General features: G+C 59.2%; 17 protein-coding genes and 1 pseudogene. 8 read left to right on the top strand and 10 right to left on the bottom strand.

Going from position 1 to position 26,460, the window contains the following annotated elements:
• The first annotated feature begins 88 nt into the window (after positions 1–88).
• The 7 genes and pseudogenes from D6851_RS11435 to D6851_RS11405 all read left to right on the top strand — a co-directional run bounded on the left by D6851_RS11435 (position 89) and on the right by D6851_RS11405 (position 14,617).
• Positions 89–1,003 (top strand): helix-turn-helix transcriptional regulator, encoded by a 915-nt coding sequence (locus D6851_RS11435; RefSeq protein ID WP_476561127.1) that lies wholly within the window; start codon positions 89–91, stop codon positions 1,001–1,003.
• Positions 1,000–4,503 (top strand): protein NO VEIN domain-containing protein, encoded by a 3,504-nt coding sequence (locus D6851_RS11430; protein WP_120325013.1) that lies wholly within the window; start codon positions 1,000–1,002, stop codon positions 4,501–4,503. The genes D6851_RS11435 and D6851_RS11430 overlap by 4 nt, the downstream gene beginning before the upstream one ends.
• Positions 4,500–4,847, top strand: a pseudogene (locus D6851_RS18365) (sacsin N-terminal ATP-binding-like domain-containing protein); the annotation flags it as partial. The gene D6851_RS11430 and the pseudogene D6851_RS18365, both read left to right, overlap by 4 nt.
• A 105-nt stretch (positions 4,848–4,952) precedes the next feature.
• A complete protein-coding gene (locus tag D6851_RS11425) occupies positions 4,953–7,523 on the top strand; it encodes a hypothetical protein (protein ID WP_238474055.1) in 2,571 nt (856 codons plus the stop codon).
• Entirely contained in the window at positions 7,507–10,338 is a 2,832-nt protein-coding gene (locus tag D6851_RS11420; RefSeq protein ID WP_120325011.1) for a DUF1156 domain-containing protein, read from the top strand. Before D6851_RS11425 ends, D6851_RS11420 begins: the two co-directional genes overlap by 17 nt.
• A gap of 11 nt (positions 10,339–10,349) precedes the next feature.
• Complete coding sequence (locus D6851_RS11415; protein WP_120325010.1) at positions 10,350–13,652, top strand: DUF499 domain-containing protein; 3,303 nt, start codon at positions 10,350–10,352, stop codon at positions 13,650–13,652.
• A 329-nt stretch (positions 13,653–13,981) separates the two neighbouring features.
• Positions 13,982–14,617, top strand: coding sequence for a S24 family peptidase (locus D6851_RS11405; protein WP_063512036.1), 636 nt, complete (start codon positions 13,982–13,984; stop codon positions 14,615–14,617).
• A 10-nt stretch (positions 14,618–14,627) separates the two neighbouring features.
• Here the strand turns inward: D6851_RS11405 and D6851_RS11400 are convergent, their stop codons facing one another.
• The 5 genes from D6851_RS11400 to D6851_RS11380 all read right to left on the bottom strand — a co-directional run bounded on the left by D6851_RS11400 (position 14,628) and on the right by D6851_RS11380 (position 22,177).
• The gene (locus tag D6851_RS11400; protein ID WP_120325008.1) at positions 14,628–15,536 is read right to left on the bottom strand and encodes an HNH endonuclease; all 909 of its coding nucleotides are present in this window, start codon (positions 15,534–15,536) and stop codon (positions 14,628–14,630) included.
• Between the two features lie 72 nt (positions 15,537–15,608).
• A complete protein-coding gene (gene mobF / locus D6851_RS11395) occupies positions 15,609–18,533 on the bottom strand; it encodes a MobF family relaxase (RefSeq protein ID WP_120325007.1) in 2,925 nt (974 codons plus the stop codon).
• Positions 18,534–18,591: 58 nt separating this feature from the next.
• A complete protein-coding gene (locus tag D6851_RS11390) occupies positions 18,592–20,904 on the bottom strand; it encodes a type IV secretion system DNA-binding domain-containing protein (RefSeq protein ID WP_120325006.1) in 2,313 nt (770 codons plus the stop codon).
• A complete protein-coding gene (locus D6851_RS11385) occupies positions 20,894–21,226 on the bottom strand; it encodes a hypothetical protein (protein ID WP_089217209.1) in 333 nt (110 codons plus the stop codon). The genes D6851_RS11390 and D6851_RS11385 overlap by 11 nt, the downstream gene beginning before the upstream one ends.
• A gap of 729 nt (positions 21,227–21,955) precedes the next feature.
• Positions 21,956–22,177: a hypothetical protein gene (locus D6851_RS11380; protein WP_120325005.1), complete on the bottom strand. Its 222-nt coding sequence runs from the start codon at positions 22,175–22,177 to the stop codon at positions 21,956–21,958.
• Positions 22,178–22,523: 346 nt separating this feature from the next.
• Between D6851_RS11380 and D6851_RS11370 the strand changes: the two genes are divergently transcribed.
• Positions 22,524–22,790, top strand: a complete 267-nt coding sequence (locus tag D6851_RS11370; protein ID WP_063511267.1) for a DUF6437 family protein — start codon at positions 22,524–22,526, stop codon at positions 22,788–22,790.
• A gap of 67 nt (positions 22,791–22,857) precedes the next feature.
• Here the strand turns inward: D6851_RS11370 and D6851_RS11365 are convergent, their stop codons facing one another.
• The 5 genes from D6851_RS11365 to D6851_RS11345 all read right to left on the bottom strand — a co-directional run bounded on the left by D6851_RS11365 (position 22,858) and on the right by D6851_RS11345 (position 26,406).
• On the bottom strand, positions 22,858–23,256 hold the full coding sequence (locus tag D6851_RS11365) for a single-stranded DNA-binding protein (RefSeq protein ID WP_063511266.1): 399 nt from the start codon (positions 23,254–23,256) through the stop codon (positions 22,858–22,860).
• 270 nt (positions 23,257–23,526) lie between these two features.
• A complete protein-coding gene (locus D6851_RS11360) occupies positions 23,527–23,796 on the bottom strand; it encodes a hypothetical protein (RefSeq protein ID WP_120325107.1) in 270 nt (89 codons plus the stop codon).
• 70 nt (positions 23,797–23,866) lie between these two features.
• Positions 23,867–24,802 (bottom strand): DUF2493 domain-containing protein, encoded by a 936-nt coding sequence (locus D6851_RS11355; RefSeq protein WP_120325003.1) that lies wholly within the window; start codon positions 24,800–24,802, stop codon positions 23,867–23,869.
• A gap of 243 nt (positions 24,803–25,045) precedes the next feature.
• Positions 25,046–25,462, bottom strand: a complete 417-nt coding sequence (locus D6851_RS11350) for a hypothetical protein (RefSeq protein ID WP_120325002.1) — start codon at positions 25,460–25,462, stop codon at positions 25,046–25,048.
• A 14-nt stretch (positions 25,463–25,476) separates the two neighbouring features.
• On the bottom strand, positions 25,477–26,406 hold the full coding sequence (locus D6851_RS11345; protein WP_120325001.1) for an ArdC family protein: 930 nt from the start codon (positions 26,404–26,406) through the stop codon (positions 25,477–25,479).
• Positions 26,407–26,460: the final 54 nt, after the last annotated feature.

Raw genomic sequence — 26,460 nt, 5'->3', positions numbered from 1 at the left:
TCCGTGCGCATTGACTCGACTCGTTTAGTGTGTATATAAACTATACCTATAATACGGATTAGTCAATCTAGAAACTATACGGACTGATATGGCGATGCGCTGGGGTGTCGAGCAACGGCTCGAATTCATTGAGTTTCGGCTCTTCTGGGAGGGGGCGATCAACCGGGGCGACTTGGTTGAACAGTTCGGCGTGTCTGTGCCGCAAGCCTCTAAGGACCTGAGTCTTTACCAAGAGTGGGCACCCGGAAACATGCGCTACGACACCCGGGCGAAACGCTACTTTGCCGAACCGGAGTTCATGCTCCGCTTCCTCGATCCCGATCCTTACGTTTACCTGTCGCGGCTTCGCTCGGTGACTGAAGGCGTGGTCCCGCTTGAGGAATCCTGGTTCGGTGCGATTCCGAGAGCCGATGTGGCGGTCACGCCGCGCCGCGATGTCGATATCGAGGTCCTCCGCGCCGTTTTACGAGCGATACGGGAAGATCGATCTGTCGATGTTCTCTATCAATCGATGAACAAGGTTCGTCCTGAACCAACGTGGCGACGAATTTCGCCGCATGCATTTGGCTACGATGGTTTTCGCTGGCACGTTCGGGCCTATTGCCACCTTGAGCACAGCTTCAAGGACTTCCTCTTGCCGCGAATTCTCGAGGTCGGAGAGCTCGCTGCCCCAGGAGAATCCGGCAAGGCCGACTGGCTCTGGAACAACTATTTCGACATCATCATCGCGCCGCACCCCGGCTTGACCCCGAGCCAGCAACTGGTGGTTGCGAAGGACTATGGGCTCCCCGACGGCAAGGGCACGGTGAGTGTCCGGTATGCGATGCTTTTTTATGTTCTGAAAAAGCTTGGCCTCCTCGGAAGTCCCGAAAAAGACGACCCTCGTCGCCAGCATATCATTGCTGTGAACAAACGGGACGTGCAAGAAGCTCTCGACAAATCAAATGCTTCGCAGGGCCTTATCTTGAGTGATACGGCTACGAACGCAGCGGGGGGCAAATGAGTACGCTCGAAGACATCAAGAGTGGGGCCATTCTTCGTGGCATTGCACCCAATCAGGCCGTCCAGGTCGTCAGCGTCGACTGGATCGGCGATCAGGCAGTGAATGTCGTGTTCCGCGATCAGAACGGAACGGTGGCCGAGCGGACGCTCTACCGCGACGACGAATACCGTCTGGAAGTTGAGGCCAGTGGGCGTCCGTGGTCTTTCGATGCCGACGGTGCTTTGCTTCGACTTGTTACCGAGGCCAACCGGATCAAGCTGGCCCATTACTTCGATCCCTATCTCGCCATCCACACCAGCCTTGTCGATCCGCTGCCGCATCAGATTTCCGCGGTCTATGGCGAGATGCTGCCGCGCCAACCCCTGCGTTTCCTGCTCGCAGACGACCCTGGGGCCGGCAAAACGATCATGGCCGGCCTGCTCATGAAGGAGCTGATCGCTCGGAGCGATCTCGATCGATGCCTGGTCGTTGCGCCCGGCAGCCTTGTCGAGCAGTGGCAGGACGAACTCGGCGAGAAGTTCAATCTCGAATTCGACATCCTCACCCGGGATATGATCGAGACCTCGCGATCGGGAAATCCATTCAACGATCGCAATCGCCTGATTGTGCGCCTCGACGTCCTGGCGCGCAACGAAGAGCTCCAGGAAAAGCTGATGAAGTCGCAGGAATGGGACCTCGTCATCTGCGACGAAGCGCACAGGATGTCTGCGACCTATTTCGGCGGGGACGTCAAATACACCAAGCGATACCAGGTCGGTCAAAAGCTCGGCCAGGTTTGCCGTCACCTGCTCCTGATGTCTGCGACACCGCACAACGGCAAGGAAGAGGACTTCCAGCTGTTCATGGCGCTGCTCGACGGTGACCGTTTCGAGGGCCGTTTCCGCGACGGGGTCCACTACGCGGATACCGAAGACATGATGCGCCGCCTGACCAAGGAAGAGCTGTTGCGTTTCGACGGTCGCCCGCTTTTCCCGGAACGCTGCGCCTATACTGTGAAGTATGATCTGTCGCCCAAGGAGGCGGCGCTCTACACGGCGGTCACTGAATACGTGCGGACCGAAATGAACCGCGTCCAGCGCTTCACCGAGACCGATGGCAAGAAGCGCAACAATGTGGGGTTCGCTCTGCAGATCCTGCAGCGGCGCCTCGCATCCTCCCCAGCAGCCATTTATCAGTCACTCAAGCGTCGCCGTGAGCGCCTTGAGAACGAGCTGGCTGAAGCGCAACTTGCTGCACGGGGCAAGCGAGCCGGTTTCAACGAGGCCATTGTCAGTGAAGAAGTGTTGGGGAATATCGATGAGTTTGGTCAGGATGAAATCGACGAACTCGAGGATCTGATCTCGACCGGCGCAACAACCGCAGAGACGGTCGAGCAGCTGAAGCTCGAAGTAGAAACGCTTAAGGGGCTCGAAGACATGGCCCTTAAAGTCCTCCAGGCGGGAGAGGACACCAAGTGGTCGCAGCTGAACCGGATTCTCGACGACGAGCTGATGATCGACAAGGACGGCAATCGCCGGAAGCTGATCATCTTCACCGAACCCAAGGACACGCTGCACTATCTGACGGACAAGGTTCGCGCACGCCTCGGCAAACCCGAAGCGGTCGATGTCATTCACGGCGGTGTGACGCGCGAGGAACGCAGAAAAGTCATCGAGCGATTCATGCAGGACAAGGACCTGCTGGTGCTCATAGCCAATGACGCTGCCGGTGAAGGTGTGAACCTACAACGCGGCCATCTGATGGTGAACTACGACCTGCCATGGAACCCGAACAAGATCGAGCAGCGGTTCGGACGTATTCATCGAATCGGTCAGCAGGAAGTCTGCCACCTCTGGAACATCGTCGCGGCCGATACCCGCGAAGGCGAGGTCTATGCCCGGCTCCTGGAAAAGCTCGAAGCCGCGCGAGCGGCGCTCGGTGGCCGCGTTTACGATGTCCTCGGGGAACTGTTCGAAGGGGTTGCACTCAAAGACCTGCTGTTCGAGGCCATCCAGTATGGCGAGCAGGATGAAGTTCGCGAGCGCCTTTTCAAGCAGGTCGATGGTGCCGTCGACCAGCAGCACTTGCTCGATCTGCTCAAGCGGCGTGCGCTGACCAACGACACGATGCCGGAAGCCAAGGTGCACGAGCTGCGCCTCGAAATGGAGAAGGCCGAAGCGCAGCGTCTGCAGCCGCACCATATTCAGAGTTTCTTTGTCGAGGCCTTTCAGGAGCTCGGCGGCAAGCTCAAGCCACGCGAGGAAGGGCGGTGGGAGATAACGCATGTCCCGGTCCGCATCCGTGAACGGGATAGGCAGATCGGTACCGGCGCTCCGGTCCAGAAGAAGTACGAACGCATCTGCTTCGAGAAGAGCAAGATCAACCAGCAGCCGGTCGCGACCTTCGTTTACCCCGGGCATCCGTTGCTGGAAGCCGTCATCAGCATCATACGCGAGCAGTACGATCAGCTCATGAAACAGGGAGCAGTCCTGGTCGACGACACCGACGATGGCACGGAGATTTCCGCGATCTTCCTTCTTGAGCATAGCGTCCAGGACGGTCGTCATACGAGCCTGGGCAAGCAGCACATCATTTCGCAGAAGCTGCAATTTGCGGCGATCGACAAGACCGGCCGCACAGTCAACGCCGGGATTGCCCCACATCTCAACCTAAGGCCTGCCACGAGCGAAGAAATTGCCGCAACGGAGGATCAGCTGAAGGCCGATTGGCTGACTACGGAACTCGAAAAGACAGCGGTCAATTTCGCCACGGTCGAACTCGCTCAATCGCACGTTACCGAGGTGAAGGCACGTCGCCTGCCCGAGATCGCGAAGGTCGAGCACGAGGTGAACTTGCGCCTCAAGAAGGAGATCAACTACTGGGACAGCCGCGCTTTCGAACTGCAGGAAGAAGAGAAGGCTGGCAAAAAGACGCGGCTCAGCTGGCAAAACGCCCGGCGCCGCGCGGAAGACCTCGCCGAGCGTTTGAAGCGTCGCCAGGACCAGTTGGAAGAGGAAAAGTTCATCAGTTCTCAGCCGCCTCGCGTTCGCGGCGGAATGGTCGTGATCCCGCGCGGCCTGCTTGACAGCTTGGGACATGGAAATGACCCTGCCGGAACTGCGTTCTCTCAGGACAGCGAAGCTCGCAAAGCAATCGAGCGCGCGGCAATGGACGCTGTCATCGCGGCGGAGCGGGCCTTAGGAAACGAGCCTTCAGACGTCTCCGCCCAAAAGATCGGCTACGATATCGTTTCGCTGGATCCCGAAACCCAGCACCTTCGCTTCATTGAAGTGAAGGGCCGGGTCGATGGTGCAACCACGGTGATCGTCACGCGCAACGAGATCATCACCTCCCTCAACAAGCCGGAGAACTATATCCTCGCGGTGGTGCTGGTAGCCGATGGCGACGCCGGCGACCCTGCCTATGTTTGGCAGCCCTTCGAGGTGGAACCGCCATTCGGTGTGACTGCCCAGCAATTCGAACTGAAGCACTTGTTGAGCAAGGCGGAAGCCCCACGGTGAGCAAGCAGCCCGCCTATTTTGAAGCTGTGAGGCATCGTTCCCAGAAGCGCTGGGAGCAGCTTGAGGCCGATCCGGAACTTGCCGGTCCTTGGCACCAGCTTTTCAAGCAGGTGCAGAGCCCGCGGCATATTCTTTCGGAGCTCCTGCAGAATGCCGACGATGCCGGAGCGACGGAAGCGCATGCACGGATCGACGGCGATGCTTTCGTCTTCGAACACAATGGCGAGGATTTCACGGAGGAGCACTTCGCCTCGCTGTGCCGCTTCGGCTACTCGAATAAGCGCGCTCTCCACACTATCGGCTTCCGAGGCATAGGCTTCAAGAGCACGTTCAGCCTTGGCGATAAGGTCGAACTCTATACCCCGACCCTCTCAGTTGGCTTCGATCGGACGCGTTTTACCGAACCCTTCTGGATCGATCAGAAAAAGGTGGCCAATGGCGGAACCACAGTGCGGGTCGAAATTCTCGACCGGCACCGCAAGACTGAGGTCCAGAAAAATCTCGAAGATTGGACCAAGAGCCCTGTCTCGCTGCTGTTTTTCAAGAACATTCGCAAGATCCGGATAGGCGAGGAATTGATCCACTGGGTCTCGTGCGGCGAAGGTCCTGTGAAAGGGTCGCAGTGGCTCGCGCAGCACGACAACCTCGATGAGAAGTTTCTGCTCGCACGGTCGGAGCCGGAGGACTTTCCGGCTGAGGCGTTGGTCGAGATCCGCCAGGAGCGCCTCCTAAGCACCGAACAGGAGATGGAGTTTCCACCCTGCCAGATTGAAATCGTGATTGGGGTCGAGGGCCGACTGTTCGTCGTCTTGCCGACAGGTGTCGAGACCGAGCTACCCTTCGCCATCAATGCGCCGTTTATCCAGGACCCAACTCGCTTCAAGATCAAGAGCCCGTCAGTTTCGCCGACCAATCGCTGGTTGCTGGAGCGAGCCGGGAAGCTGGCGGCCGACGTTTTCAAAAATTGGCTTCAGCGACCTGACCTGCCGCTGTCCGATCGCGCCAAAGCCTATAATGCCATGCCGGACGTGGATCGAAAGAAGACGTCACTCGACAGCGCCTGCGGAACGCTTGTCGAGGAAGCCTTTGAAGCCGAGATTGCGGAAGCGGCTATCGCACTGACCGAAGACGGAAACTGTGTGGAATCACAGGACGCAGTGCTGCTTCCGCACGAAATCTACGACGCATGGCCGCAAAAGCAGGCAATTGGCTTTTTCGATGAGGCCGCGCGACCGGCTATAGCGATGGATGTGGAGCCCTTCGTCCACAAATCGCTCGATAGCGAGTCGACCAAGCCATGGCTGAAGCTGATCGGCGTTTCCGACCAGCCGACGGGGCCCGAAAAGTTGCTTGCGCGCCTGAGTGCGCTCGCCAGTTCGAAGACAGCTCCCGCGCACGAGGTTGAGAAGTGGTATCGGCGCCTGGATCAACTGATCGATGGGTGCTCGACGGACATCTTCAAATCGATCTGCGCGGCTTTCCGAGTTGAACGACTGATCCTGACGGACACTGGGGAATGGGAGGGCTCAGAAGGCGTATTCCTCAACGCTGGAGACGAGGAGATCCCAGACGCCCCTGTCATCAGGGCTTCCGTCCGTGACCTGACGTTATGGCGCAAGATCGGTGTTGGAGACCGCCCGACCGGCGATCTCATCATGCGCTGGCTGGGCAAGCTTGAGTCGGGTTCGATTTTGACGCAGGAAGACGTTCGCCGCGTGCGCGGACTGCTCCCAAGGTTCCCTGTTCGAATCTGGAATGAGTGCGCTCATTGGCTCAATCTCGCAGGCGAATGGGTTCCAATCTCGGATCTGAAGTTCAGCCTTTCAATGCAGACTCTGACTGCATTCGCTCACCTGCATCCTTGGGTGAAAAAACAGACGGCCGACCTGCGGCTGCTTCCGGTGGAAGTGGTCGAGGCCATGCCGTTTTCACAGCTGCCGGCTCTCGCGGCGCAAATCGATGAGCGACTGGAACTCGATCAGATTGAGGATAGCAGAGGCGAGGCACGGCCATGGCTGCGAGAGCTCGGACTCATGCTCCTGCGGATCAAGCTGGAGGATGGGGACGATTCCGATAAGCTGCGCGTGCTGGCGGCTCAGCTCAGCGAGACACTCTGGTATGGCTGCGCAGAACTGGAGACGCTTCCCTACATTGAAGGGAAGCCCGCGGGGACGGCCCGAAGGGCAGATGTTCTTTGGATCGATGAGTGCCTCTACGCAGAGCGCAAGCCGCTGGCCAAACTGGCCAAGAGCGTAGCGCAGGAGATTGGCAAGGCATTCCGTCGCGCTGACATCGTCGATGCGATCAAGCTCTGCTTCGACAGGGATGCGGCTTTCGTGCGTAGCTACATGGAAGAGAATTTCGATCTCCTTCCCGAAGCTGAAGTACCCAGGGTGCAGAACCCGGTCGTCGGCGATGAAACAGCTATCAAAGCAGCGCCCAGCCGCGATCCTTCGCTCACCAACGACACAGAGCAAGCATTTGACGACGATGAAGAGGACGATGCATTTCCCGATGACGATTCTGAGCAGCCAGATACTCATGCGGCTGGAGACGATGTCTCCGACAACGATGACACGGGCGAAAATCCAAACGCAGCCGAACCGACAGTCGTCCATCCTCGGAAACCGCCTGATGTGAAGCCTCACATCATGGAGCGTTTCGCCCTGTCACAAGGGTTCCGCAAAGACGGTGACGGCTCATTCTTCAACGATCAGGGCTGCACGATCGGAAAAGCCAATGGTGCATCATTTCCCTGGGAGCAAAGGTCGCAGGATGGCGACCTCCTCAAGCATTATTGGGCAAAGGATCATTGCCTCGAACGCGAGCCGCTGGAACTCGATGCGGTAATCTGGGGCATGCTCGAGCGCAGCGAAAACTATGTGCTTGTTCTCAGCGATCCTGACGGAGACCCGATCGAAGTCCCCGGCGACCATCTAATTCAACTTCGGGAACGCGAAGTGCTTGCACTTCATCCCGCCACCTACCGACTGGTTATCGAACATGACAAAGACCTATAAGAAGAAGCTCATCGAAGTCGCGATCCCGCTCGAGGCCATCAACGAGGCTTCAGCGCGCGAGAAGTCGATCCGCCACGGACACCCGTCGACCCTGCACCTTTGGTGGGCGCGGCGCCCTCTTGCGGCTTGCCGAGCTGTCTTGTTCGCACAGCTGGTCGATGACCCGTCGAGCAACCTCGAGGAATTTCCGACGCACGAGGCTCAGGAAGCTGAGCGCAAGCGGCTGTTTACCATCATCGAAGATCTGGTGAAGTGGGAGAATTCGACGAACGAAGAGGTCCTCGAAAAAGCACGAGCGGAGATTCGCAAGAGCTGTGGCGGCGAGCTTCCCCCTGTATACGATCCCTTCTCGGGCGGAGGCTCGATTCCGCTTGAGGCGCAGAGACTTGGTCTTCCTTCCTTTGGTTCTGACTTGAACCCAGTGGCGGTGATGATCGGGAAGTCGATGATTGAGATTCCCCCAAGATTCAAGAACGCCGACCCGGTCCACGGTGGAGCAAAAGAAAGGAATTTTTACCGAAATGCGGAGGGACTGGCTGAAGACGTCAAGTTCTATGGGGAATGGATGCGGGAGGAAGCTTGGAGGCGTGTGGGACATCTATACCCTCAAGCGCCCCTGCCGAAGCCGTATGGCGGTGGCGACGCAACCGTAATCGCTTGGATATGGGCGCGGACCGTCGCGAGCCCGGACCCTGCGTTCGGCGGCGCACATGTTCCCCTCGTAAGTTCTTTTCTGTTATCAGCCTATGCCGGTCGGGAAGCCATGATTTTTCCCAAAGTCAATAAGTCCGCAAGGTGCATTGATTATGAAATCAAACAAGGGCCGTTCTCTAAGTCTGAATTAGAGGTCGCACGTAGTGGAACAAAAGCCGGGAAGGGGCAGGATTTTATTTGTTTGCTTTCCGATACCGCCATCCCGCGCGAATACATAAGGCGAGAAGGTAAAGCTGGTCGGCTAGGACAGAAGCTTATTGCCATAGTCGCTGAGGGCAATGGCGGTCGCGCCTATGCATCTCCGTCACAAGATCACGAGAATGTCCTTATCGGATTGAAGGGGGACGCGGCAATCAGCGAGGCCCGCGATACTTTTCTCGCAGGAGAAACACCGACAAGGGCGGAAATTACCGGCGGGGTTTGTTCAGCTTACGGGCTAACAACTTGGGGGAGCCTGTTTAACGACCGGCAGTTGACGGCATTGCTCACATTTCTGAACATTCTTCCCGATCTGCGAAAAAAGGTGTTCGAAGATGCAATCGCGGTCGGCTTGTCCGAAGAATGCTCCGGTCAGGGAGACGGCATTTCACTTGCTGGCACATATGCCAATGCCATAAGTATCTATCTTTCGTTCGCGATCACCAAGCTTGCTGATCGCGGTAGTACCATCTGCAGCTGGGATTCTAGCCGGACCATTCTTCGCAATACGTTCGCACGCCAAGGCATTCCAATGACTTGGGATTACGCCGAAGGGAATCCGTTTTCATCCTCAACTGGCAATTGGTCATCATGTTGCGAATGGATCTTTAAGGCTATTGAGAAATTTTCTCCGAACTCATCCGGTTCGGAAAGTCAACAAGATGCACAAAGTGCGCAAATACCAAAAGCGGCGGCCATATCTACCGACCCACCTTACTATGACAATATCGCATATTCTATTCTATCAGATTTTTTCTACAGCCTACTTCGACCTGCTCTAAAGAACGTCGCGCCAGAGATTTTCTCTGTCATTTCAACGCCCAAATCTGAAGAACTCGTTGCAATTGCCTCTAGGCATGGAGGGCGCGATGGTGCCGAGCAATTCTTTATTGAGGGAATGACCAAGGCAATCCGAAAAATGGTCGAAAATAGTTTAGAAGATATTCCTGCTACGATTTATTACGCGTTTAAGCAAAGCGAAGTAAAAGAGGAGGGAATAAGCTCTACGGGGTGGGCAACATTTCTTCAGGCAGTTATTGAAGCAGGATATGCGGTTGTCGGGACCTGGCCAATGCGCACTGAGATGGCAAACCGCATGATCGCTTCCGGTACCAACGCACTTGCGAATTCTGTCGTTCTCGTTTGCCGGAAGAGGGATGACGCGGCGGAACCGGTCACTCGTGCAGAATTCATCCGGACTTTGAAGCGCGAATTGCCTGATGCAATAGCAGAACTGCAAGCTGCAAACATTGCTCCTGCAGACATGCCCCAATCAGCGATTGGCCCCGGGATGGGTATATTTTCTCGTTATCAGGTCGTCCTAGAAGCTGACGATAGTCCTATGTCGGTTAAGACCGCTTTGCAGTTAATCAACGCAGAGCTCGATGAGTATCTTGGCGGCATTCAAGGGGAATTTGATCCTGACACCCGTTTTGCGATTAACTGGTTCGAACAACACGGAATGAAGGCGGGCGATTATGGAGCTGCTGACAATCTAGCTCGCGCTCGCGGCATCTCGGTCGACAGTGTGAAGCATGCGGGTATCGTCGAGAGCGCGGCAGGTAAGGTCCGGCTACTTTCACGCGAGGAATTGGATGAGGAATGGGAGCCTGAAGGGGATGACCATCTGACCATTTGGGAATGCCTGCAGCACCTTGTCCGTTTTCACGAGAAAGATGGGCTTTCTTGGGAGACAATCCGTCTGATGCGCATGATTGGCGAAAAGGCTGAAGCGGCGAAGGACCTTGCTTATTGCCTCTATGACATCAGCGCGAACAAGCGAAAGGATGCCAAAGAGGCGACGGCCTACAACGCGATCATTGCCGACTGGACAGAACTTAGTCGCGAAGCCGCCAAAATCCACGATACCCGCCGCGACGGCCAATCAGCATTCGATCTTTAAGGTAAGCGGACATGGCAAAAAGCACCCGTCAGTATGTGTTCGAAGGCATGGAGCTGCTTCCAGAGGCCCTCATCCCCTTTGTCGAAAAGCGGCTTGAGAGTTCGCTCAAAGGGCACTGGCAACTCGAGGTCGTCGATCGAGTGAATGGCCTGAAGCCAAATTCCAAAGGCGATGTGGCATGGGATCAGGCTTCCCTTTTGAAGACCATGATGTTCATGTGGAAGGAGGCTTTTGCCACCGTCCTCGGCCATCCTGAGCGATCTTATGTTTCGGAGCTGCTCGACGTGCGGAACAAGCTTTCGCACAACGAGACCTTCACTTACGACGATGCTGAACGCGCACTCGACTCAATGCGGCGTCTCATGGAAGCTATCAGTGCAGGTGAGACTGCGGCAGAAATCTCCAAGATGCGTGAGACAATCCTGCGCACCAAATATGCTGAGCTGCAACGCAATGAGGAGCGGCGCAAAACACAGCGTCTCAATATCTCTGTCGAGACCGTGGCTGGCCTACTTCCTTGGCGTGAAGTCGTCGAACCTCATCAAGATGTAGCCACCGGCGAATTCCAACAGGCCGAGTTTGCTGCCGATCTCGGCAAGGTTCACGCGGGGAGTGCTCCCTCAGAATACAGCAATCCCAAGGAATTCTTCAGCCGCACCTATCTTACGGATGGTTTGAGTACTCTACTCGTCAACGCAGCGAAGCGACTGTCGCAGAACGGCGGAGATCCAGTCGTCGAACTGCAAACGAACTTCGGCGGCGGCAAAACGCATTCGATGCTAGCGCTCTACCACATGGTCGGTGCAACTCCGGCCCAAGACCTTCCTGGTCTGGATCAGCTCCTGTCGAAGAGCGATCTCACCGTTCCAGCGAAGGTCAATCGAGCCGTACTCGTTGGAACCTCGCGCGGACCACAGGATGTCTTGAAGGTCGAAGGCGGTCGTGAGATCCGGACGACCTGGGGTGAGCTTGCCTGGCAACTGGGCGGCGCCGATGCATTCGACATGGTGGCCGCCAACGATGCGAACGGGATCGCTCCTGGTTCGAACTTGCTTGAGGCCATCTTCAATAAGTGCGCACCGTGCCTGATCCTGATCGATGAATGGGTCGCCTACCTCCGCCAGATCTACAAGGTCGAGGGTCTTCCTTCCGGCTCATTCGATGCGAACCTGTCGTTCGTCCAATCGCTGACCGAAGCTGTCAAGGCGAGCCCCGGCACGCTGCTCGTGGCTTCGCTTCCCGCGTCCCAGATCGAGGTCGGCGGCGAAGGCGGACAAGAAGCGCTGGCGCGCCTCAAGCAGACGTTTTCGCGCGTGGAATCCTCTTGGCGACCCGCGTCGCAGGAAGAGAGCTACGAGATCGTGCGCCGCCGGCTCTTCAAAGAGATTCCCGGCGACCGTCATCACCACAAGGACAATACACTCAAGCAATTCGCGAAGCTCTATCGCGAGAATTCCAACGACTTCCCTCAAGGGTGTTCGGACGAGGACTATCGCCGCAAGCTTGAGAAGGCTTATCCAATCCACCCCGAGCTTTTCGACTTGTTGTATACCAGCTGGGGTTCGCTCGAAAAATTCCAGCGCACGCGCGGCGTGCTGCGGCTCACGGCGCAAGTCATCCATGAGCTTTGGATGAGCAACGACCCGTCGGTCATGATCATGCCCGGAAGCGTCGCTATCAGTTCGTCGCGGGTCGAACCGGAGCTTCTGCACTACCTCGACGTCAACTGGCAGTCGATCATTGCTGGAGACGTCGACGGTGCCAGCTCGACGCCTTATAAGATCGACCAATCGGCACCGAACCTCAACCGGTACTCGGCAACCAGGCGCGTGGCGCGAGCTGTCTTCATGGGCTCGGCACCTACCTATCAGGAAGAAAACCGCGGCCTCGACGACAAGCAGATCAACCTTGGCGTCGTACAGCCGGGCGAGCGGCCAGCAATCTTTGGTGATGCCCTTCGACGACTGACGAACCAGGCCAAGTTCATGCACAGCGATCTCGGTCGCTATTGGTATTCGATGTCCGCGAGCCTCAACCGGCTCGCAGCCGATCGCGCCGGCCAGCTGGAAGATGCGCTGATCTTGGTCACAATCGACCAGGAACTCACGAAGTACGTCAATGGTATCGCGGACCGAGGGCACTTCGATGCCGTCCAGGTTGCACCGGCGTCATCGGCCGAAGTACCCGACGAAGCGGGTGGCGTTCGGGCAGTCGTCCTTGGTGTGTCTCATGCCCACAACGGGCGCGAAGCGTCCGATGCACAAGTCGAAGCCAAGGACATCTTGATGCAGCGCGGTTCGACGCCGCGTGTCTATCGTAACACCTTGGTGTTTCTGAGTGCGGAAGCGCGGCAACTCGACGGGCTGAAGGACGCTGTTCGGTCGGCTCTCGCCTGGGAGTCGATCGTCAAGGACGACAAGCGCCTCGACCTGAAAAAGAGCGACATTGCCCTGGCGGAAGCGAAGCTTGCCGAAGCCAAGGACACGATGAAGACCCGGCTTCGCGAATGCTGGTGCTACCTCATCTACCCGCACCAGGAAGATGCGCAGTCGGACGTCGAGTGGTCTTCGAGCAAAATTCCGGCGCAGGATGGACTCTTGTCCAGGGCCAGCAAGAAGCTCGCGAGCGATGAGGGACTCTTGCCGGAATTGGGTCCCACGAGGCTCGACCGCGATTTGCAACGCTATATCTGGAACGGCAAACCGCACCTGCTTTTGCGGGATCTCTGGGAGTATCTGAACCGGTACACCTACCTCCCAAGGCTCAAAGACCAAACGGTGCTCGTCAAAGCCGTGCAGGCGGCAGTCTCAGGGATGCTCCCGGGGCCATTCGCCTATGCTGAAAAGTGGGACGAAAGCACCGAGAGCTATCTTGGGCTCCTGATCGATAAGGCGTCAAGCCCACACATCGTTGTTGATCGCGACAGCGTCCTTATCAAACCGGACGTCGCGGAAGCTCATCGGCCCACGCCAGCCAAACCCGGAGAGACGCATTCGGAAGAAGGCACTCCCGGAGGTGAATCTGGCCCGACAACGCAGGACGAAGAGCAGACCACCAAGACCGACCCGGATGAGAAAGAAAAGCTGCCGACGCGGTTCAATGGAACGGTCATGATCTCTCCGGATCGTCCGGCACGCGACATCCATCAGATCGTCGAAGCCATCGTCGAACAGCTTACGACCATTCCTGGTAGTGAGGTCTCGTTGAAGCTGGAGATCGATGCGGAAGTAGCGAGCGGTCTCGATCGATCCAAAGTTCGGACGTTGATGGAGAACGCGGCAACGCTTGGCTTCATCGACAAAGACATCCGCTAGCCGAGATTATGAGAGGGTGTGGGCGCCAAGCGCTGCCTCAGCGATTTGGCTGATCAGCCAAGTAGCGCTCCACCTTCTCTACGGTTCGTCGGCGCGGCCTGCGGCCACACCTTAGATCAAGCACGAAGCGCGGATCGCCAACGGCCCGACGACCGAACCGTGTCGCCGACATGTGCGACTCCTTGAGATGTCGCTCAATGCGATCAAGCAATTTCATGGCCTTCCTCGACTCACTCGGGGCTTGTGTTCCTGTTTTGTTCTTAGTAGGAAGGTTCCATCGAGTCTAGGAGATTTCCTTCTCTCCTGAGACCGTCAGAAGGAACGACACGATGGAACACGTCAGAGAGGAGCTCGATCGTCTGATCCAGCAGCGACGGCTCGGATATTCCTCGATCTCGCGGATGATCGGACGAAACTCGTCCTACATTCAGCAGTTCATCAAGCGCGGCTCGCCGCGCAAACTGGATGACGATGACCGTCGCACGCTTGCCAGCTTCTTCGGGGTCGACGAGCAAGTGCTTGGCGGACCGCCCGCACCCATGCGTGACGGGTTGATTGAAATACCCGTGCTCAATGTCGATGCGTCGGCAGGCTTCGGAGCGATTGCCGAAAGCGAGACCGCCCATACCCGCTTTGGTTTCGACGAACGCTGGCTTGGCCGGTTGACCCGGGCAAAGAGCGCCAGCCTTTCGATCATCCACGTCCTGGGCGATTCCATGGAGCCGACACTCAGCGATGGCGACGAGGTGCTGGTCGATGCATCGGATCAAGGCTCGCGGCTACGCGACGGTATCTACGTCCTCCGCGCCGACGATGCGCTGGTGGTCAAGCGCGTGACGCTCAAGCCCGGTGGCCGCAAGATCACCATCAGCAGCGATAATTCGGCCTATCCCAGCTGGGACGATGTCGACCGGTCCGAGATTCAGGTGGTCGGCCGTGTCATCTGGTTCGGACGTGCGGTCTGACTCTACCGGATCAGAACCCCGCAAAACGTGCGCGATGCTTAGCCACAAAGTCCGGACGGGGGTGATCCCGCGGATCGCACGGAAGCCTGATCTTTTGTCCTGAAGGCGGGAAGAGCTTCAACAGGTCGGACGGCACCTTGTTGTGCGATACGAGCAGGCACAAGTTGTCGTCGAACGTGATGAGATGCCGGTCGAACAGCCAATGGGCCGTAGCTGAAAGTGCCACGCCGTTGGGTACGACGTCGGGTCCGCCATCGGCGACGGACCACATATGGGCCGCCTGTGCCTCGGCTTTCCCGCCACCATTGATGATCCGCAATCCCGTGACGGCGCACGTGCTGTCATAGGCATCGAGAACCTGATTGCGGAAACTGGCGGCCCGGATCTTCTTGTTCACCAGGATCTGCTCGATCCGGCGTTCGCCAAAATCATCGGCCAGCAGCGCGGCGGTCGCATCGTCGATGTACCGCTCGTCGAGCTCGAGCCGGATCCGGTTGTCCGGGTCGAGCGTCTCACTCAGGCCCTGATTGACGATGGCGACGAAATCATCGCCATCGAGCGTGCGCACCGATTTGCCGCGCAGCGTCCTCCCGGCATCGCCAGGACGGGCCATGTCGCGAAGGAAGCGCTCGGCGAAGCGTCCGTCCTTGTCGCGGTATGAGACCGCATCATCGAAGGGTAGATAGTCCCTGACGCGCGCATAGTAATGGGTTGGATCGGCCTCATCGGGATCGATCCGCTCAACGAAAGCCGTCGCGATGTAGGCCATCCGACCGCCGGATACGCGGGTTTCGCGGTAAAGGATCCAGTCGTTTTCAAGCTGGCGGGCTAGAGGAAGATATTGCGAGGGGAAATGATACCGCTCGGTAATGAGGTCGTCGTAGCGCGAATTGCCGCTGATCTCGAATACACCCTTCACCGGCAACGCTCCGCACTTCTCTCGAACAGGCATCGTGCCTGGTAACGCGGAAATCGTCCAGGCTGTCGGTGATCAAATGCCGATTTCGAAAGGCTTTACCCTTTCCTTGGTGAGATCGGGCTTGTCACTTGCAGGCGAAGCGCTGGCGACATCCCTGTCTTGTGAAAGGCCTTTGGCAGCTGCCATCTTGAGCCTTTGCGTTACTTCGAGGGCCGATGCTTTCTCGCCGCTGTTGGACTTGATGGCCCGGCCGAGTTTCTCGGCATTGTCTGCAATCAGCGTAAGGCCGTCGCGAAGCCGGGTGACCGTAACCAGGAAAGTCTGCCGATTGGCGAGATTGCGTTCGCGACTGTCCATTACCGCGATCCCGCGATCGGAGGTCAGTCCCTGCGCCATATGCGCATTGAGGGCATAGGCGAGGTCCATGCGTTTGAGCATGGGGTCGCCGCGGCTCAGGCGGAGCTCCTTGCCCGCAGATGTCTCCACCAAGACGCCCTTTGTGTCGATGGCCACGATCCTCGCCTGGTCGGCGTTGAACAGCCCGCGCTTGTGGTCATTGGCGGTCCAACGGATCTTGTCACCCTCGATGATGGACAGCGATTTGCGTTCGAAGAGCGACAGCCGGCTATCGTCTGCGCCCGGCCGCAAGCGCGCGGGATTGAACTTGCGAAGCCGCCCTTTCCTGTCCTCAAGGACGAGCTGCTTGCGCGCATGGTCGATGGTCTTGACGGTGTAGTCACCCATGGAGAGCTTCTGGGTGCTGTCGCGCGAGCGAAAGTTGAGGACCATGCCCGGTTGGTAAGTGCGAAGATAGCGCAGCTCCTCAGGCGTCACATTCACCCGAGAATGAACGGTCAGCCGGCCCGATCGTGGGCCGAGCTCGCCGTTGGCCTTGAGTCCGCGCTGGACAGCCTCGTTAACCGCAGACCGTAGGGCCCGTCCCGACGCGTAGATCGACGTCCGATACCGATCCGCCGGGCTGAGCGAAAGCCACTTTTCGGCGGCAACAATCGCGCTGTCCCCACGAGCCTCGATGGTTGAAGGAGCAAGAGCCCGGAGCGCATCGTCGATGCGTCCCTCCTGCGCGGCGGCCTGGGCTCGCCGCAGGACGGGATCGCGGCCGCGCAAATTCACATCCATCTTGGCGCGCGCGATCCCGGCCTGCTGGACGAGGTCGAAGGGCTTACCGGCATCGACGGCGCCTAGCTGTCGCTTGTCGCCGACGAGAACCAGGCGCTGGACTTCGGCAAGGTTAGCCAGCCGTACCAACTTGGCTTTGTCCTCATTCGACACCATCGAGGCCTCGTCGAGCACCAGGACATGGTCTCCAAGCGCGCTCCGAGCCTCACTCAGCAGCGTGGCATTTCCCGGCTCGTGCAGAAGCCTGCCCCATTGGGCGAGAAAGCGGGCGATGGTCATCGAACGGATGCCGGTGTCGCGCTCGAGCATCTGGACGAGCGTATTCTGCACCGCGAGCCCCAGCACTTGCTTGCCTTCCTCGCGGAGCAGCTGGGCAACCGGCTTCATCACGCTGCTTTTGCCCGCCCCGGCAATGCCCTGGATCGCTACGATCCTGTCACGCGATGAGAGCACAAGGCTCGCCGCATCCTCCTGCCCTTCGTTGAGCGAAATTCCGTGGTTGAGCGCGGCAACAGCCTGAACCCGTTCTGCGGCGTCCGATCGATCCAGGATGGGCGACACCGCAGCTCGTCCTTGGTCGACATTCGCGAGAATGGTGCTTTCAAGGTCAAGCGCCTCCCGGCTCGCCAGCCAGCCTTTGTGCTCGCCTTTGCCGGGCTCGAGTGCGCCGCTTCTGATCAATGCGTTCACACGGGTTTCGATGTGGTCTACCGTCGTCGGCAGCCCAAAATCGAGCGCCGCCTTCAGCAATCCCTCACGGGGAAAGGCTGCCTCGCGCTGCGAGAGATGGCGCACCGCGGAAGCAACGGCCTGCGCGGCCGCGATGGTCGGTGCATCTTGCTTGAGGACATGGGCAGGGATCAGTGGATCCGCCGGATCGCCCTTGATCCGCTGGGCAAACTCTCTCAGCTTCGCAATTCCACGCTGAAGGAGGTTCCCTTCTTTCGAGCTGGGAATGTCCTTTGTTGCAGCGCGCATCTGCGACGCATCGATCAAACTGGCAAGGTCCATTCCGACTTCCTGGGCTTTCTGCTGCCATGCATCGAGAAGGCTGTCCCTGTCCCTTACGGGCGCCTTGCTTTTCCTCGTATCGAGCACAGCAATGTCGCGGGTTTTCGAAGTGTTCTCACCCAGCTGGCGTACCGCGTCGAGGACTTCTTCGCGCCGCGTTGAAAAGGCCATCACCTGCTCACGGGCAATGCCCGCTGCTTCGAAATTGCCATGCTTTCCAACCGGCCCCGCCTCGTAGCCCATTTTCTCGGCCGCCAGACGAAAGCGCGCCATGGTCATCGAGTTGAGCAGGGTGTTGAACGACCAAAGCTTGTCATTGCGAAGCGCGCGCCACTTCCCGTCGCTGCCTTGCGTGACATTTGCCACGACCGCATGAAAATGCAGGTTCGGCTCCTGGTTGCGGTTGGTGTCGTGCTGGAAGAGACCAATCGTGAGGTTATCTGTCGCGACCTTCCCGTAACCAGCCTGACTGCCCATCCGGGTCTGCGCCGCGTTCTTTTCTGCCCAGCGCAAGGTCTCGATGACGGCTTCGCGATAGGCATCGATAATCCGCTGGTCGCCGCCCACCAGCGCGAGCAGCGACCAGCTTTTCGGGAGTGAGAATGTGAGGTCGGTTCCCGGCCTGTGGGCCTGGCCCGCGTTGCCAACCTGGATGCCACCGGGAAGTTCTCCCCGCAGCAAGGCATCGAACTGCTCGGCATTGACGCGGCCCTCAAGGCCAAATCGTTCCGCTCCCTTCCCGACCCATGTTCCGGAACGATCGGCATCGGCGCCGGTGTAGTAATTGTCTGCCGCGAAATAGCTCGCAGCAGCTGAAGGGGAGCGCACATTGGCGACGGAAAGCATCCAGTCTAATCCTCGTCGGGCTCCCCTCGCGGCCGAGTAATCCCTCCCCATTTGCCTTTCACATGTCGGGCTCGAACTCGCCGAAATCCTTTTCCGGAGGATCTGCGACCGCACCTTCACGCAGGTCTTTCTCGACCGGCGTGAGAGATTGGTGCCCACTGGTCACCGCGCGAGCTTGGGGCGTCGAACCGCCCTTTCCAGCTGCGTCATCGCCGGCGGTTCCTGGTTCGGAGGGATGCTGTTCCGCGCCCATTGCTGGTGCATCCTCACCGGTTTGCACTGCGGTGAGGGGTAGTGTTAGACCTGCATCCAGATGCGTATCGGACCGGGTTTCGGCACCGAGATCACCAGCAGCGCGCCCTGCATTCAGCTTTTCAAGCGGCACAGGCTCCTGCCGATCCTGCGGTTCATCGGCGACACGGCGCTGCCCCTCCAAGTCAAGTTTGAGCTGCTTCGAATCGACAGGCTTACCAGCACCGTCGTCATTCGAGGCGGGATGCTCGTCATTCGGTTTCGAACCCGGTTTTGCTTGGAGCGTAGTTGCTGTAGGACCCTGGCCAGGCTTTAGGAGCGGTTTCTCGCGGGCGATGAATCCCTCGGCAATACGGCCACGCGTGCGCGGAATGAGCGATACCGGCGCAGCGGGGAATCCGTCGGGAAACTTGATGTAGGCCGACAACCGCGGAAGGTTCATGAACTGGTCGGGCAGAAGCAACGGCTCGATCTGCCGCCTGGGCGTCAGGCTGACTGCGTCGCGCGCATTGTTGTACCCGTAGCTGTAGCCTTCTTCCATGTCGCGCACCTGCCGGTGGCCGATGAAATCGGAGCACCAGGTCGCCGTTTCGCGATCGGCTGTCGCCAGGATGAGCTTGGTGCGCGCAAGCGAGGACAGAGTCATGGCCATGTTCTCGCCGTAAACTTCCTTGAGCTTGGCAAACGCATGCACGCCGGTGACGATCGCTCCGCCGAAGTTGCGCGCGGTTTGCAGCCCCTTTTCGAGGGCCGGTAGTCGGTGAAGGGCGCCGAGTTCGTCGATCAGAAACCACATCCGCAGGTCCTGTGTGCGCTCGAGCGTCATCAGCGTATTCATCGCCGTGTCGAGCCAAAGCGTGAGTAACTGAGAGGAGATGCTCATGTCGACATAGCGGGCAGAGAGGAACAGGATCGAGCCCGCCTGGCAGTCGCCTTTGACCCAGTCGCGGACCGAAAAGCGCGGTCCGGATGAGGGCAAAAGCTTGAGCACTTTCGCATTCGCATTGAACACAGCGCGGATCGATTCCGCCATGCGAGCCGCTTCCGGAGCGGTCAGAGGATCGGCCATGGTACCGCGCATCAGCTTATGCACTTCGGACAGGTCAGCGGTCATCAGCCGCCGTGCCAAGGCCTCGTTGGTTGCAGTGCCGGTACGGGCAAGATGGAGACACATCTCGACGAACAGCATGCGCGCTGCGAGCACCCAGAACTGTTCTGAACCACCCCCGTCATGGGGCACGAGCGCTTCAGCTGCGGCATGAAACTCAGCTTCCGTAGTACAGTCGTTGAACACGCTCCACAACGGGCACCGCACATCGACAGGATTGAGAATGATGTCGCGCGCGGGATCGTAGAAGGCTTCGATAAAGGCCCCTGTAAGGTCGAAAATGACCGCGCGCTGGCCGCGTTCACGTGCTTCGGCCACAAGTTCGGTGAGCGCCACGGTCTTGCCGGTTCCGGTTGTGCCTATGAGCATGGCGTGGCTCTGCTCGAGCCGCCACGGCCAGCTTACGCCGGCGAGATGTGCGGGTTGGTAATGGCCCGCTTCGGCAAGCGCCGACGAGCTCGCAAGCCGCCACTTCCAGCCGAACTTGCGTCCCAGTTCTTCGGCCCGGAATGCCTTGTTGTGACGCTCGATTTCTTCTTCGAGTTCGTCGAGCGAAACAAGCATTGCGCCGCGCTCGTGCTTGCGCTCTTTCGACCGCCCGCCAAAGCGCTCGGCGAACCACCAGAAGAACACGAAGGCCGGGATCAACAGTACCGCTGAGACCAGCAATCCCTGCTTCACTGCCGTACGAAACGCCTCGACCGCCTCGCGCATCGGCGGGAACTCGCGAACGATGCCGAACGGGAGGCCGACCCTTTCGCCGTCAAGCAGTTCAAGGTTGACCAGCTTGGCCGGATCGAACTCCATGAAGGCATAGAGACTGGCGTAGATATGCATCCAGACCAGGTAGATCTGGTGATCACTCAGAGCCGACCGCACTTCCCAATAGCAGGTGCCGACCGCTACCAGGCCGGTGACAATCAAGGGGCCCTTCAGGCCGGCTGCAAACATGAAACCAAAGTGGCCGAGCAACTGGCTCCCGCGGGTGAAGTTCAGGAGATTATGCTTCATGGGATTGGCCTCCCATGTTTGCGTTGACGGGGAGGCCAAGACGCTCGAGGCGTCGCCGGTACGCCTCGTGAGTACGGTCGCGCAAACTCGCGTCAGAATGGCTGGCCAGAAGCGCATCGAGCGCCACCGAAATGAAGATTGCCTGTCGCGCGGGATCGAGCCCTGCGGGCCTGTCCTTCGCCTCGTTATCGCGCTGCCACGCTGCGACGATTAGGTCACGAATAAAGACGCTGACACTGACGCCATGGTCCGCGGCACACTGGCGAACCCAGTTACCAACGGAGAGAGACACGAATGTCTGAAGCCGATCTTGTCGGGTCATGAAACAGGTTCCTTGTCGGGCCGACGGAACCTGGCTCACCTTGCGGAAGGTGCCGATGAGAATAAATCGTGAACAACTCGCAGTCAATCTAAAGATTCTGACGACATTTCAGAGTGATAGATGGATGTGAGTTGTCAGCGGATCAGCGCAAAGCCGCTCTACTCGCAGACGGGTTGATTTCGCCCAAAACCACATTCTTCAGCAATACCAGAAAGATAAATCCCGAAATCGCGGGGTAGGGTGTGCTCCTTTGTTCCCAAGAGCGCGAGGTGGTCCAGGCAATGAGGGGGATTGATCAAGGACGACCTTTCCCGATCTCCATGTTGGAGCGCGAGCAACTAGGCCTGGCACCTGATCGCATGCAGATCGAGAGCATTTCAACGCCTACAGCCAAAGACAGCACCTGCGAAAGAGGCAGCGGCCAAGGGCGCGTGGGAAGCAAGGTAAGCGGGGCATGTCGCGTGCCTAACTTCCCGCCGCCCGACCCGGTGCCGGTTCGCAAGTGTGCGCGGGGCCAAAGTACAAATCACGCCGCACCCTCAGGAGCGCATCTTTAGATGCGCGGGACAGAGTGCGTCCACAGCCCCGCTCCATTTATCGGGCGCCGCCGCATTGCGGTGGGCGACCGTCAGAGCAACCGACCGAACCGGGTTTTTGTGCTTGGTTGGACTACCCGGCGAACAAGAAAAAAGGCAGGAACCGTTCCCGGTTCCCGCCCTGTCGGTAGTCTCAAAACTCGTCGAGCATGCCGCCGTGGACCGTGTGGACCACCCGCGCTGCGAGATGTGCTGGCAAGATGTTGTAGTCACCCTCGTCGAGGGCAAAGTACCCGAGTTCGTCATCCTCGATAACGTGCTGATCGAAGAAGCTGTGCAGCGCTCTCTTCTCGGCTGCTTCCAGAGCCTCGAAATAGCTCCGCGACGGAAAGGCGCAATGCATTGAATAAGCCATGATAATCCTCCTGATTTCTGTCGTGAGACGACAGGAGGTGCGCGCGATGGTCTTGTGTATCCCGGGTCAGGGATCGCCCGAGTGGGCGACCGCGATAGCGGCGGTGGGGGTAACGATTTTGTTCGCTGCCGGATGCAATCCGGTGGCGGGCAAAATGGTGGGGCCCCGCCGTCCTTGAGGCGGGAGGCGCAAGGCCATCATGCTGGGAGAACCGTGAGCAAGAACCCACCGCCTCCGTCCCAATATCGAACGCCTGCTGGGTGCGAATTGCCTTTCCTACACCCCGATGACGCGGGCATGGAAACAACCGGGGAGCAGATCCGAGGGGGACAAAAGGACAAGTAACATGCCCCGAAACAGGAGCGCGATTGCAGCCCTGCAAAAGCTCGAAGCAGACCGCGAGGCGCTCGACGCCAAGCAACGCGAACTTGAAGTGCAAGCGGCCAGAGAACTCGGTGAAATCATCCTGGGAAGCGGCCTCGAAAGCTTCTCGAAGAAGGGCCTGAGGAAGGTTGCCGAAGAACTCGGGAAACTCGGTGAGAATGCCGCGATCGAGAAGCTGACTGGGCGCGGTGCAACCCGTGCTTCGAATGCAGCGCCGCAAACCCAGTAGCCACAGAAGAAGAGGCCCTGCCGCTTGCGGCAGAGCCTCTTCGTAAAAGGGACGACCGGCATCGATGTCAGTCGATATCGGGAGCGTCGGTGTTGTCGTTGTCGTCGCCCGAACCACTGCCGCGGGAGAGGAAATCGACCTTGTCGGCGAGGATCTCGGTGCCGTAGCGCGTGACCCCGTCCTTGTCCTCCCACTGGGTGTAGTGGATGCGGCCCTGGACGCTGACCAGCTGGCCTTTGGAACAGTATTGGCCGACGGTCTTGGCGAGGCCGTTGAAGCAGGTCACCCGGTGGAACTCGCTTTCCTTAGCGGTGTAGCCGTTCTCGTCCTTGTAGGTTTTGCCATCCTTGTCGCGTGCGGGGCGATCGGTGACGACGGTGATCCCGGTGACATTGGTGCCGCCCTTGGTCTCGCGGGTATCGGGATCGCGGGCGATGCGGCCGGTGAGGATTGCGATATTGGTCATGATGTAAGTTCCTTCAGTTCCTCAAACCGGAGACCATCTCCGGCTTGCGAACATCCAGAAGAAGCAGGGCATGGGAGGACTGCACCGCAGGCCTGAAAGGCCGAAGGGAAACCTGTTCATGACGGGTGGTGCGGGCAGGCGCGCGAAGCGCGACCACACGGCCGGAAAGGAACGGGTTGCTGTCCTCAGCTGACCTGATTCAGGACTGTTCGCGAAGAAAGCCGGATGGGTATCGGGTGCGAGTCTGAAGGTGCCAATACCCCAATGCAATCAGCTTACCCCATCGCCCTCCGATGCCGCCAGGAGGTCCATGAAGTTGCGCGCTGCCTCCCGGTCTTCCTCGTTTTCGAACGCCACATCGAGATCGGGGGCAGACCCGAACATGTGCAGGAACGACCACAGTGCAAAGCGCTTGCCCCGGTCCTCCTCGAGCCCGAGATCGACCCGGCAGTGTTCGATGCCGGCTGCAAAGGTGTCGGGAGCAACCCCGGAGAGGTCGGTGGTGGCAAAGTAGCGCTGCAGCAGATCGTCAAGTTGCATGGCCGGTCCATAGTCGGGTCGGCGCCGAATGCACATCCAGGCATTGCAGATATAGATGATCAAGGCCCCCTCAGGACCCGGGAGAGGCGCCCAAGGGGCCGCGACGATCGACCACGGTGATCCGGCGCGTCTTGGCATCGATCACCAGCCGTTCGGTCACGCCATTGCCCGGAAAGGCGACGACATAACGCGGATTGAGGGAAAGCATCTGCTCGTTGCGCTTGAACCCGGCGCGGGCACCAAGCCGACGATCGAGCGAATAAGTTAGTTGCTGGACTTCGCGGCGTTCAGCCCAACTCGCGGCAAGGCGATCGGCACCCTTGCCGTCGCCGCCATGGACCAGGAAGAGATCGGGAACCACATCGCGAACCTTGTCCAGCGTCGCCCAGATATTGTCGGCATAAACGCGCGCATCCTCAGCGCTCTCGAAGCTCTGGCGCCCACCTGCGAAGAGGACCGGGGTACCTTCCGGGATCAGGGCATGACGCCGGTTCTCGGCGCGTGCGCGGAGGAAATCGCGGGCATCGATCACGGCCGAGGTAAGGTGACGCGAATGGCTCGTGCGCGAGCCCGAAACGGGCTTCCAAGAGGAACCGGTCTCGTCGCGGTAGAGTGCTGCCGCAGCCTCACGCATCTGCTCAAAGGCCAGCATGCTGGCTTCGGCAGCCTGCGCGCGCTCGACCTGCTCTTCAAGATTGCTCGAATGCACTTCGGAGCCATCGGCCGAGGCGAGCAGGACACGGATCTCGTCGCTTGCCCGGTCGAGCTGAGCCGACTTGCGGCTTGCGGCGCGGTGGAAGAGGTTGACCACGCCCCAGGCAATATCCTCGGCATCGGCTTCCAGGGCCGTGTCGGAAAACATCGCGAAAAGGTCGGACCATACGGCGCCAAGCGTCTGGTCGATCGCTTCCTCGCAGGGAAAGTCGGTCGCGTCGAAGGGAGCCGGCCTGATGCTGAGGCCTGAGAGGTCAAGGCCGCTCAACTGGTCGATGAAGCTGTCGTACATGGGGTGTCTCCTGATCGCGGGGACAAGGAGAGGAGGCACCATTGCCTCGGCCCTGTCCGCCGGAGCCCGATCAGGGCCGGGGAAAGGGGCGTGACGCACCGCGTAGCGGGAAACCTGCGGCCCTAGGCTGGCGCGGGCAACACGGGCCGAGGGGCCGCAGGTTGCGGCGCGCCCAGACCGGCCCAAGGGCCTCTTCCGGCGGACTGGGTTGAGGCAGGATCACGACCCGATGTCGCAGATGGATCAGGAGCGCTCGAAGATCGCTTCACCATTCGAGAACCGCCCGACCAGGCGCAGCTCACCGAACAGGTCGACGAACCTGCCCGACACCTGGGCAAGCCAGTGCTGCGCCCTCGCTGTTCGAGGAGTGTAGAAGTCGGCCTCCCAGTAGCGAGCGTCATCGCGCTCGGCGAGCCAGATCGCGGCGAGCCCGCAATAGGTCGATATGCCGCAATCGGCGAAAGCGTTGCGCAGGAGGATACGATCTTCGCGGCCGCGCCATCCATCGAAACGCTCGAAGGAAGGAAAGGCCGCCTTGGCGGTGTCGATGGTCTCGTCAACGAGGCACTCGTAGACCCAGTCGACATCTTCCTCTTCACCGTCCTCAAGCAGGCGAAAGGCCACTACGGAGCCGGTCGGATAGCCGACGGAACGTCCCATCTACGGTCTCCCGTTCAGGCTGCATCAGCGAGATCGACATCGGGCTCGCTTGCACGGGATTGGTGACCACCCAGTTCGAGGAGCAGGGTAGCCGCTTCCTCGGCTTTTGCCGCAGCCGTCAGGATCGCGCGCTCATCCGATTTGAGGATCTTGAGCCAGGACGCGATGTAGCTGGCGTGATGGTCGAGGTGGGTGACCGGAAGACCCAGTTCGGCTCCAAGGATTGCCGACGAAAGTTCGGCGATCAGTTCTTCGGCGGCATAGGCCTCGCTGCCGAAGCGATTCTTGAGATCGCGATCGAGCCGCGAGGAATGCCCCGTCCAGTGCGACAGCTCGTGTGCGAGCGTTGCATAGTAGTGGTCATAGGCTTCGAACAGTTCGGCTGGCGGCATGGTGACACGGTCACGCAGCGGCTCGTAATAGGCCTGCGCACCATAATGGCGCAGGTCTGCGCCAATATGGGCAAAGAAGGCATCGAGCCGGTCTTCGCGTCCTTTGGGCTCGAGCGCGGCAACCAGCGGTTTGGGATGGTAGAATGCAGGGAGGCCATCGCACTGGTCGGCATTGAAGACAGCATAGGCCTTGAGCACGCGCCGGTTCTCGGTGTCGGCTTCGCCTTCGGCGGTCTCGACCTCCTTCGTGTAGCTCTTGTAGAAGATCGCGATGGTCGATTTCTCACCCTTGCGGACCTGTCCGCCGAGCTTCTGGCACTGGCGATAGGTCATCCAGTAGGGCGAGGCGTAGCCACAGCCGTCGGCCACCATCCACAACCAGAAGGTGTTCATGCCGCGATAGGGCGTCCCGCAGGAGCGCAAGGGCCGCGAGACGGGCACACCGCGCCACGGCTTGACCCAGGGCTTTGTGCCTTGCTCGAGCTTTTCGATGATGGCGGCGGTGATGCGCTGGGCAGGCGAAGTCGAAGCAGTGCGGCGGGACTTGGTCATGGGAGTTCTCCTGATCGCCGAGACGGACATGTCCCGGTTCAGGAAAAGCAAAAG

Origin of the sequence: Altericroceibacterium spongiae (assembly GCF_003610805.1) — a bacterium.
Taxonomy (GTDB): Bacteria; Pseudomonadota; Alphaproteobacteria; order Sphingomonadales; family Sphingomonadaceae; genus Altericroceibacterium; species Altericroceibacterium spongiae.
Note: the sequence above shows the minus strand (reverse complement) of the source record. Positions and strands in the feature narration are given on the sequence as shown.

Excerpts from the sequence above, each read along its gene's own strand:
- D6851_RS11390 (WP_120325006.1), bottom strand. The coding sequence starts at position 20,904 with ATGAAGCATAATCTCCTGAACTTCACCCGCGGGAGCCAGTTGCTCGGC.
- D6851_RS11345 (WP_120325001.1), bottom strand. The coding sequence starts at position 26,406 with ATGACCAAGTCCCGCCGCACTGCTTCGACTTCGCCTGCCCAGCGCATC.
- D6851_RS11385 (WP_089217209.1), bottom strand. The coding sequence starts at position 21,226 with ATGACCCGACAAGATCGGCTTCAGACATTCGTGTCTCTCTCCGTTGGT.
- D6851_RS11405 (WP_063512036.1), top strand. The coding sequence starts at position 13,982 with ATGGAACACGTCAGAGAGGAGCTCGATCGTCTGATCCAGCAGCGACGG.
- D6851_RS11370 (WP_063511267.1), top strand. The coding sequence starts at position 22,524 with ATGCCCCGAAACAGGAGCGCGATTGCAGCCCTGCAAAAGCTCGAAGCA.
- D6851_RS11355 (WP_120325003.1), bottom strand. The coding sequence starts at position 24,802 with ATGTACGACAGCTTCATCGACCAGTTGAGCGGCCTTGACCTCTCAGGC.
- D6851_RS11435 (WP_476561127.1), top strand. The coding sequence starts at position 89 with ATGGCGATGCGCTGGGGTGTCGAGCAACGGCTCGAATTCATTGAGTTT.
- D6851_RS11380 (WP_120325005.1), bottom strand. The coding sequence starts at position 22,177 with ATGGCTTATTCAATGCATTGCGCCTTTCCGTCGCGGAGCTATTTCGAG.
- D6851_RS11430 (WP_120325013.1), top strand. The coding sequence starts at position 1,000 with ATGAGTACGCTCGAAGACATCAAGAGTGGGGCCATTCTTCGTGGCATT.
- D6851_RS11365 (WP_063511266.1), bottom strand. The coding sequence starts at position 23,256 with ATGACCAATATCGCAATCCTCACCGGCCGCATCGCCCGCGATCCCGAT.
- D6851_RS11415 (WP_120325010.1), top strand. The coding sequence starts at position 10,350 with ATGGCAAAAAGCACCCGTCAGTATGTGTTCGAAGGCATGGAGCTGCTT.
- D6851_RS11420 (WP_120325011.1), top strand. The coding sequence starts at position 7,507 with ATGACAAAGACCTATAAGAAGAAGCTCATCGAAGTCGCGATCCCGCTC.
- D6851_RS11350 (WP_120325002.1), bottom strand. The coding sequence starts at position 25,462 with ATGGGACGTTCCGTCGGCTATCCGACCGGCTCCGTAGTGGCCTTTCGC.
- mobF (WP_120325007.1), bottom strand. The coding sequence starts at position 18,533 with ATGCTTTCCGTCGCCAATGTGCGCTCCCCTTCAGCTGCTGCGAGCTAT.
- D6851_RS11360 (WP_120325107.1), bottom strand. The coding sequence starts at position 23,796 with ATGCAACTTGACGATCTGCTGCAGCGCTACTTTGCCACCACCGACCTC.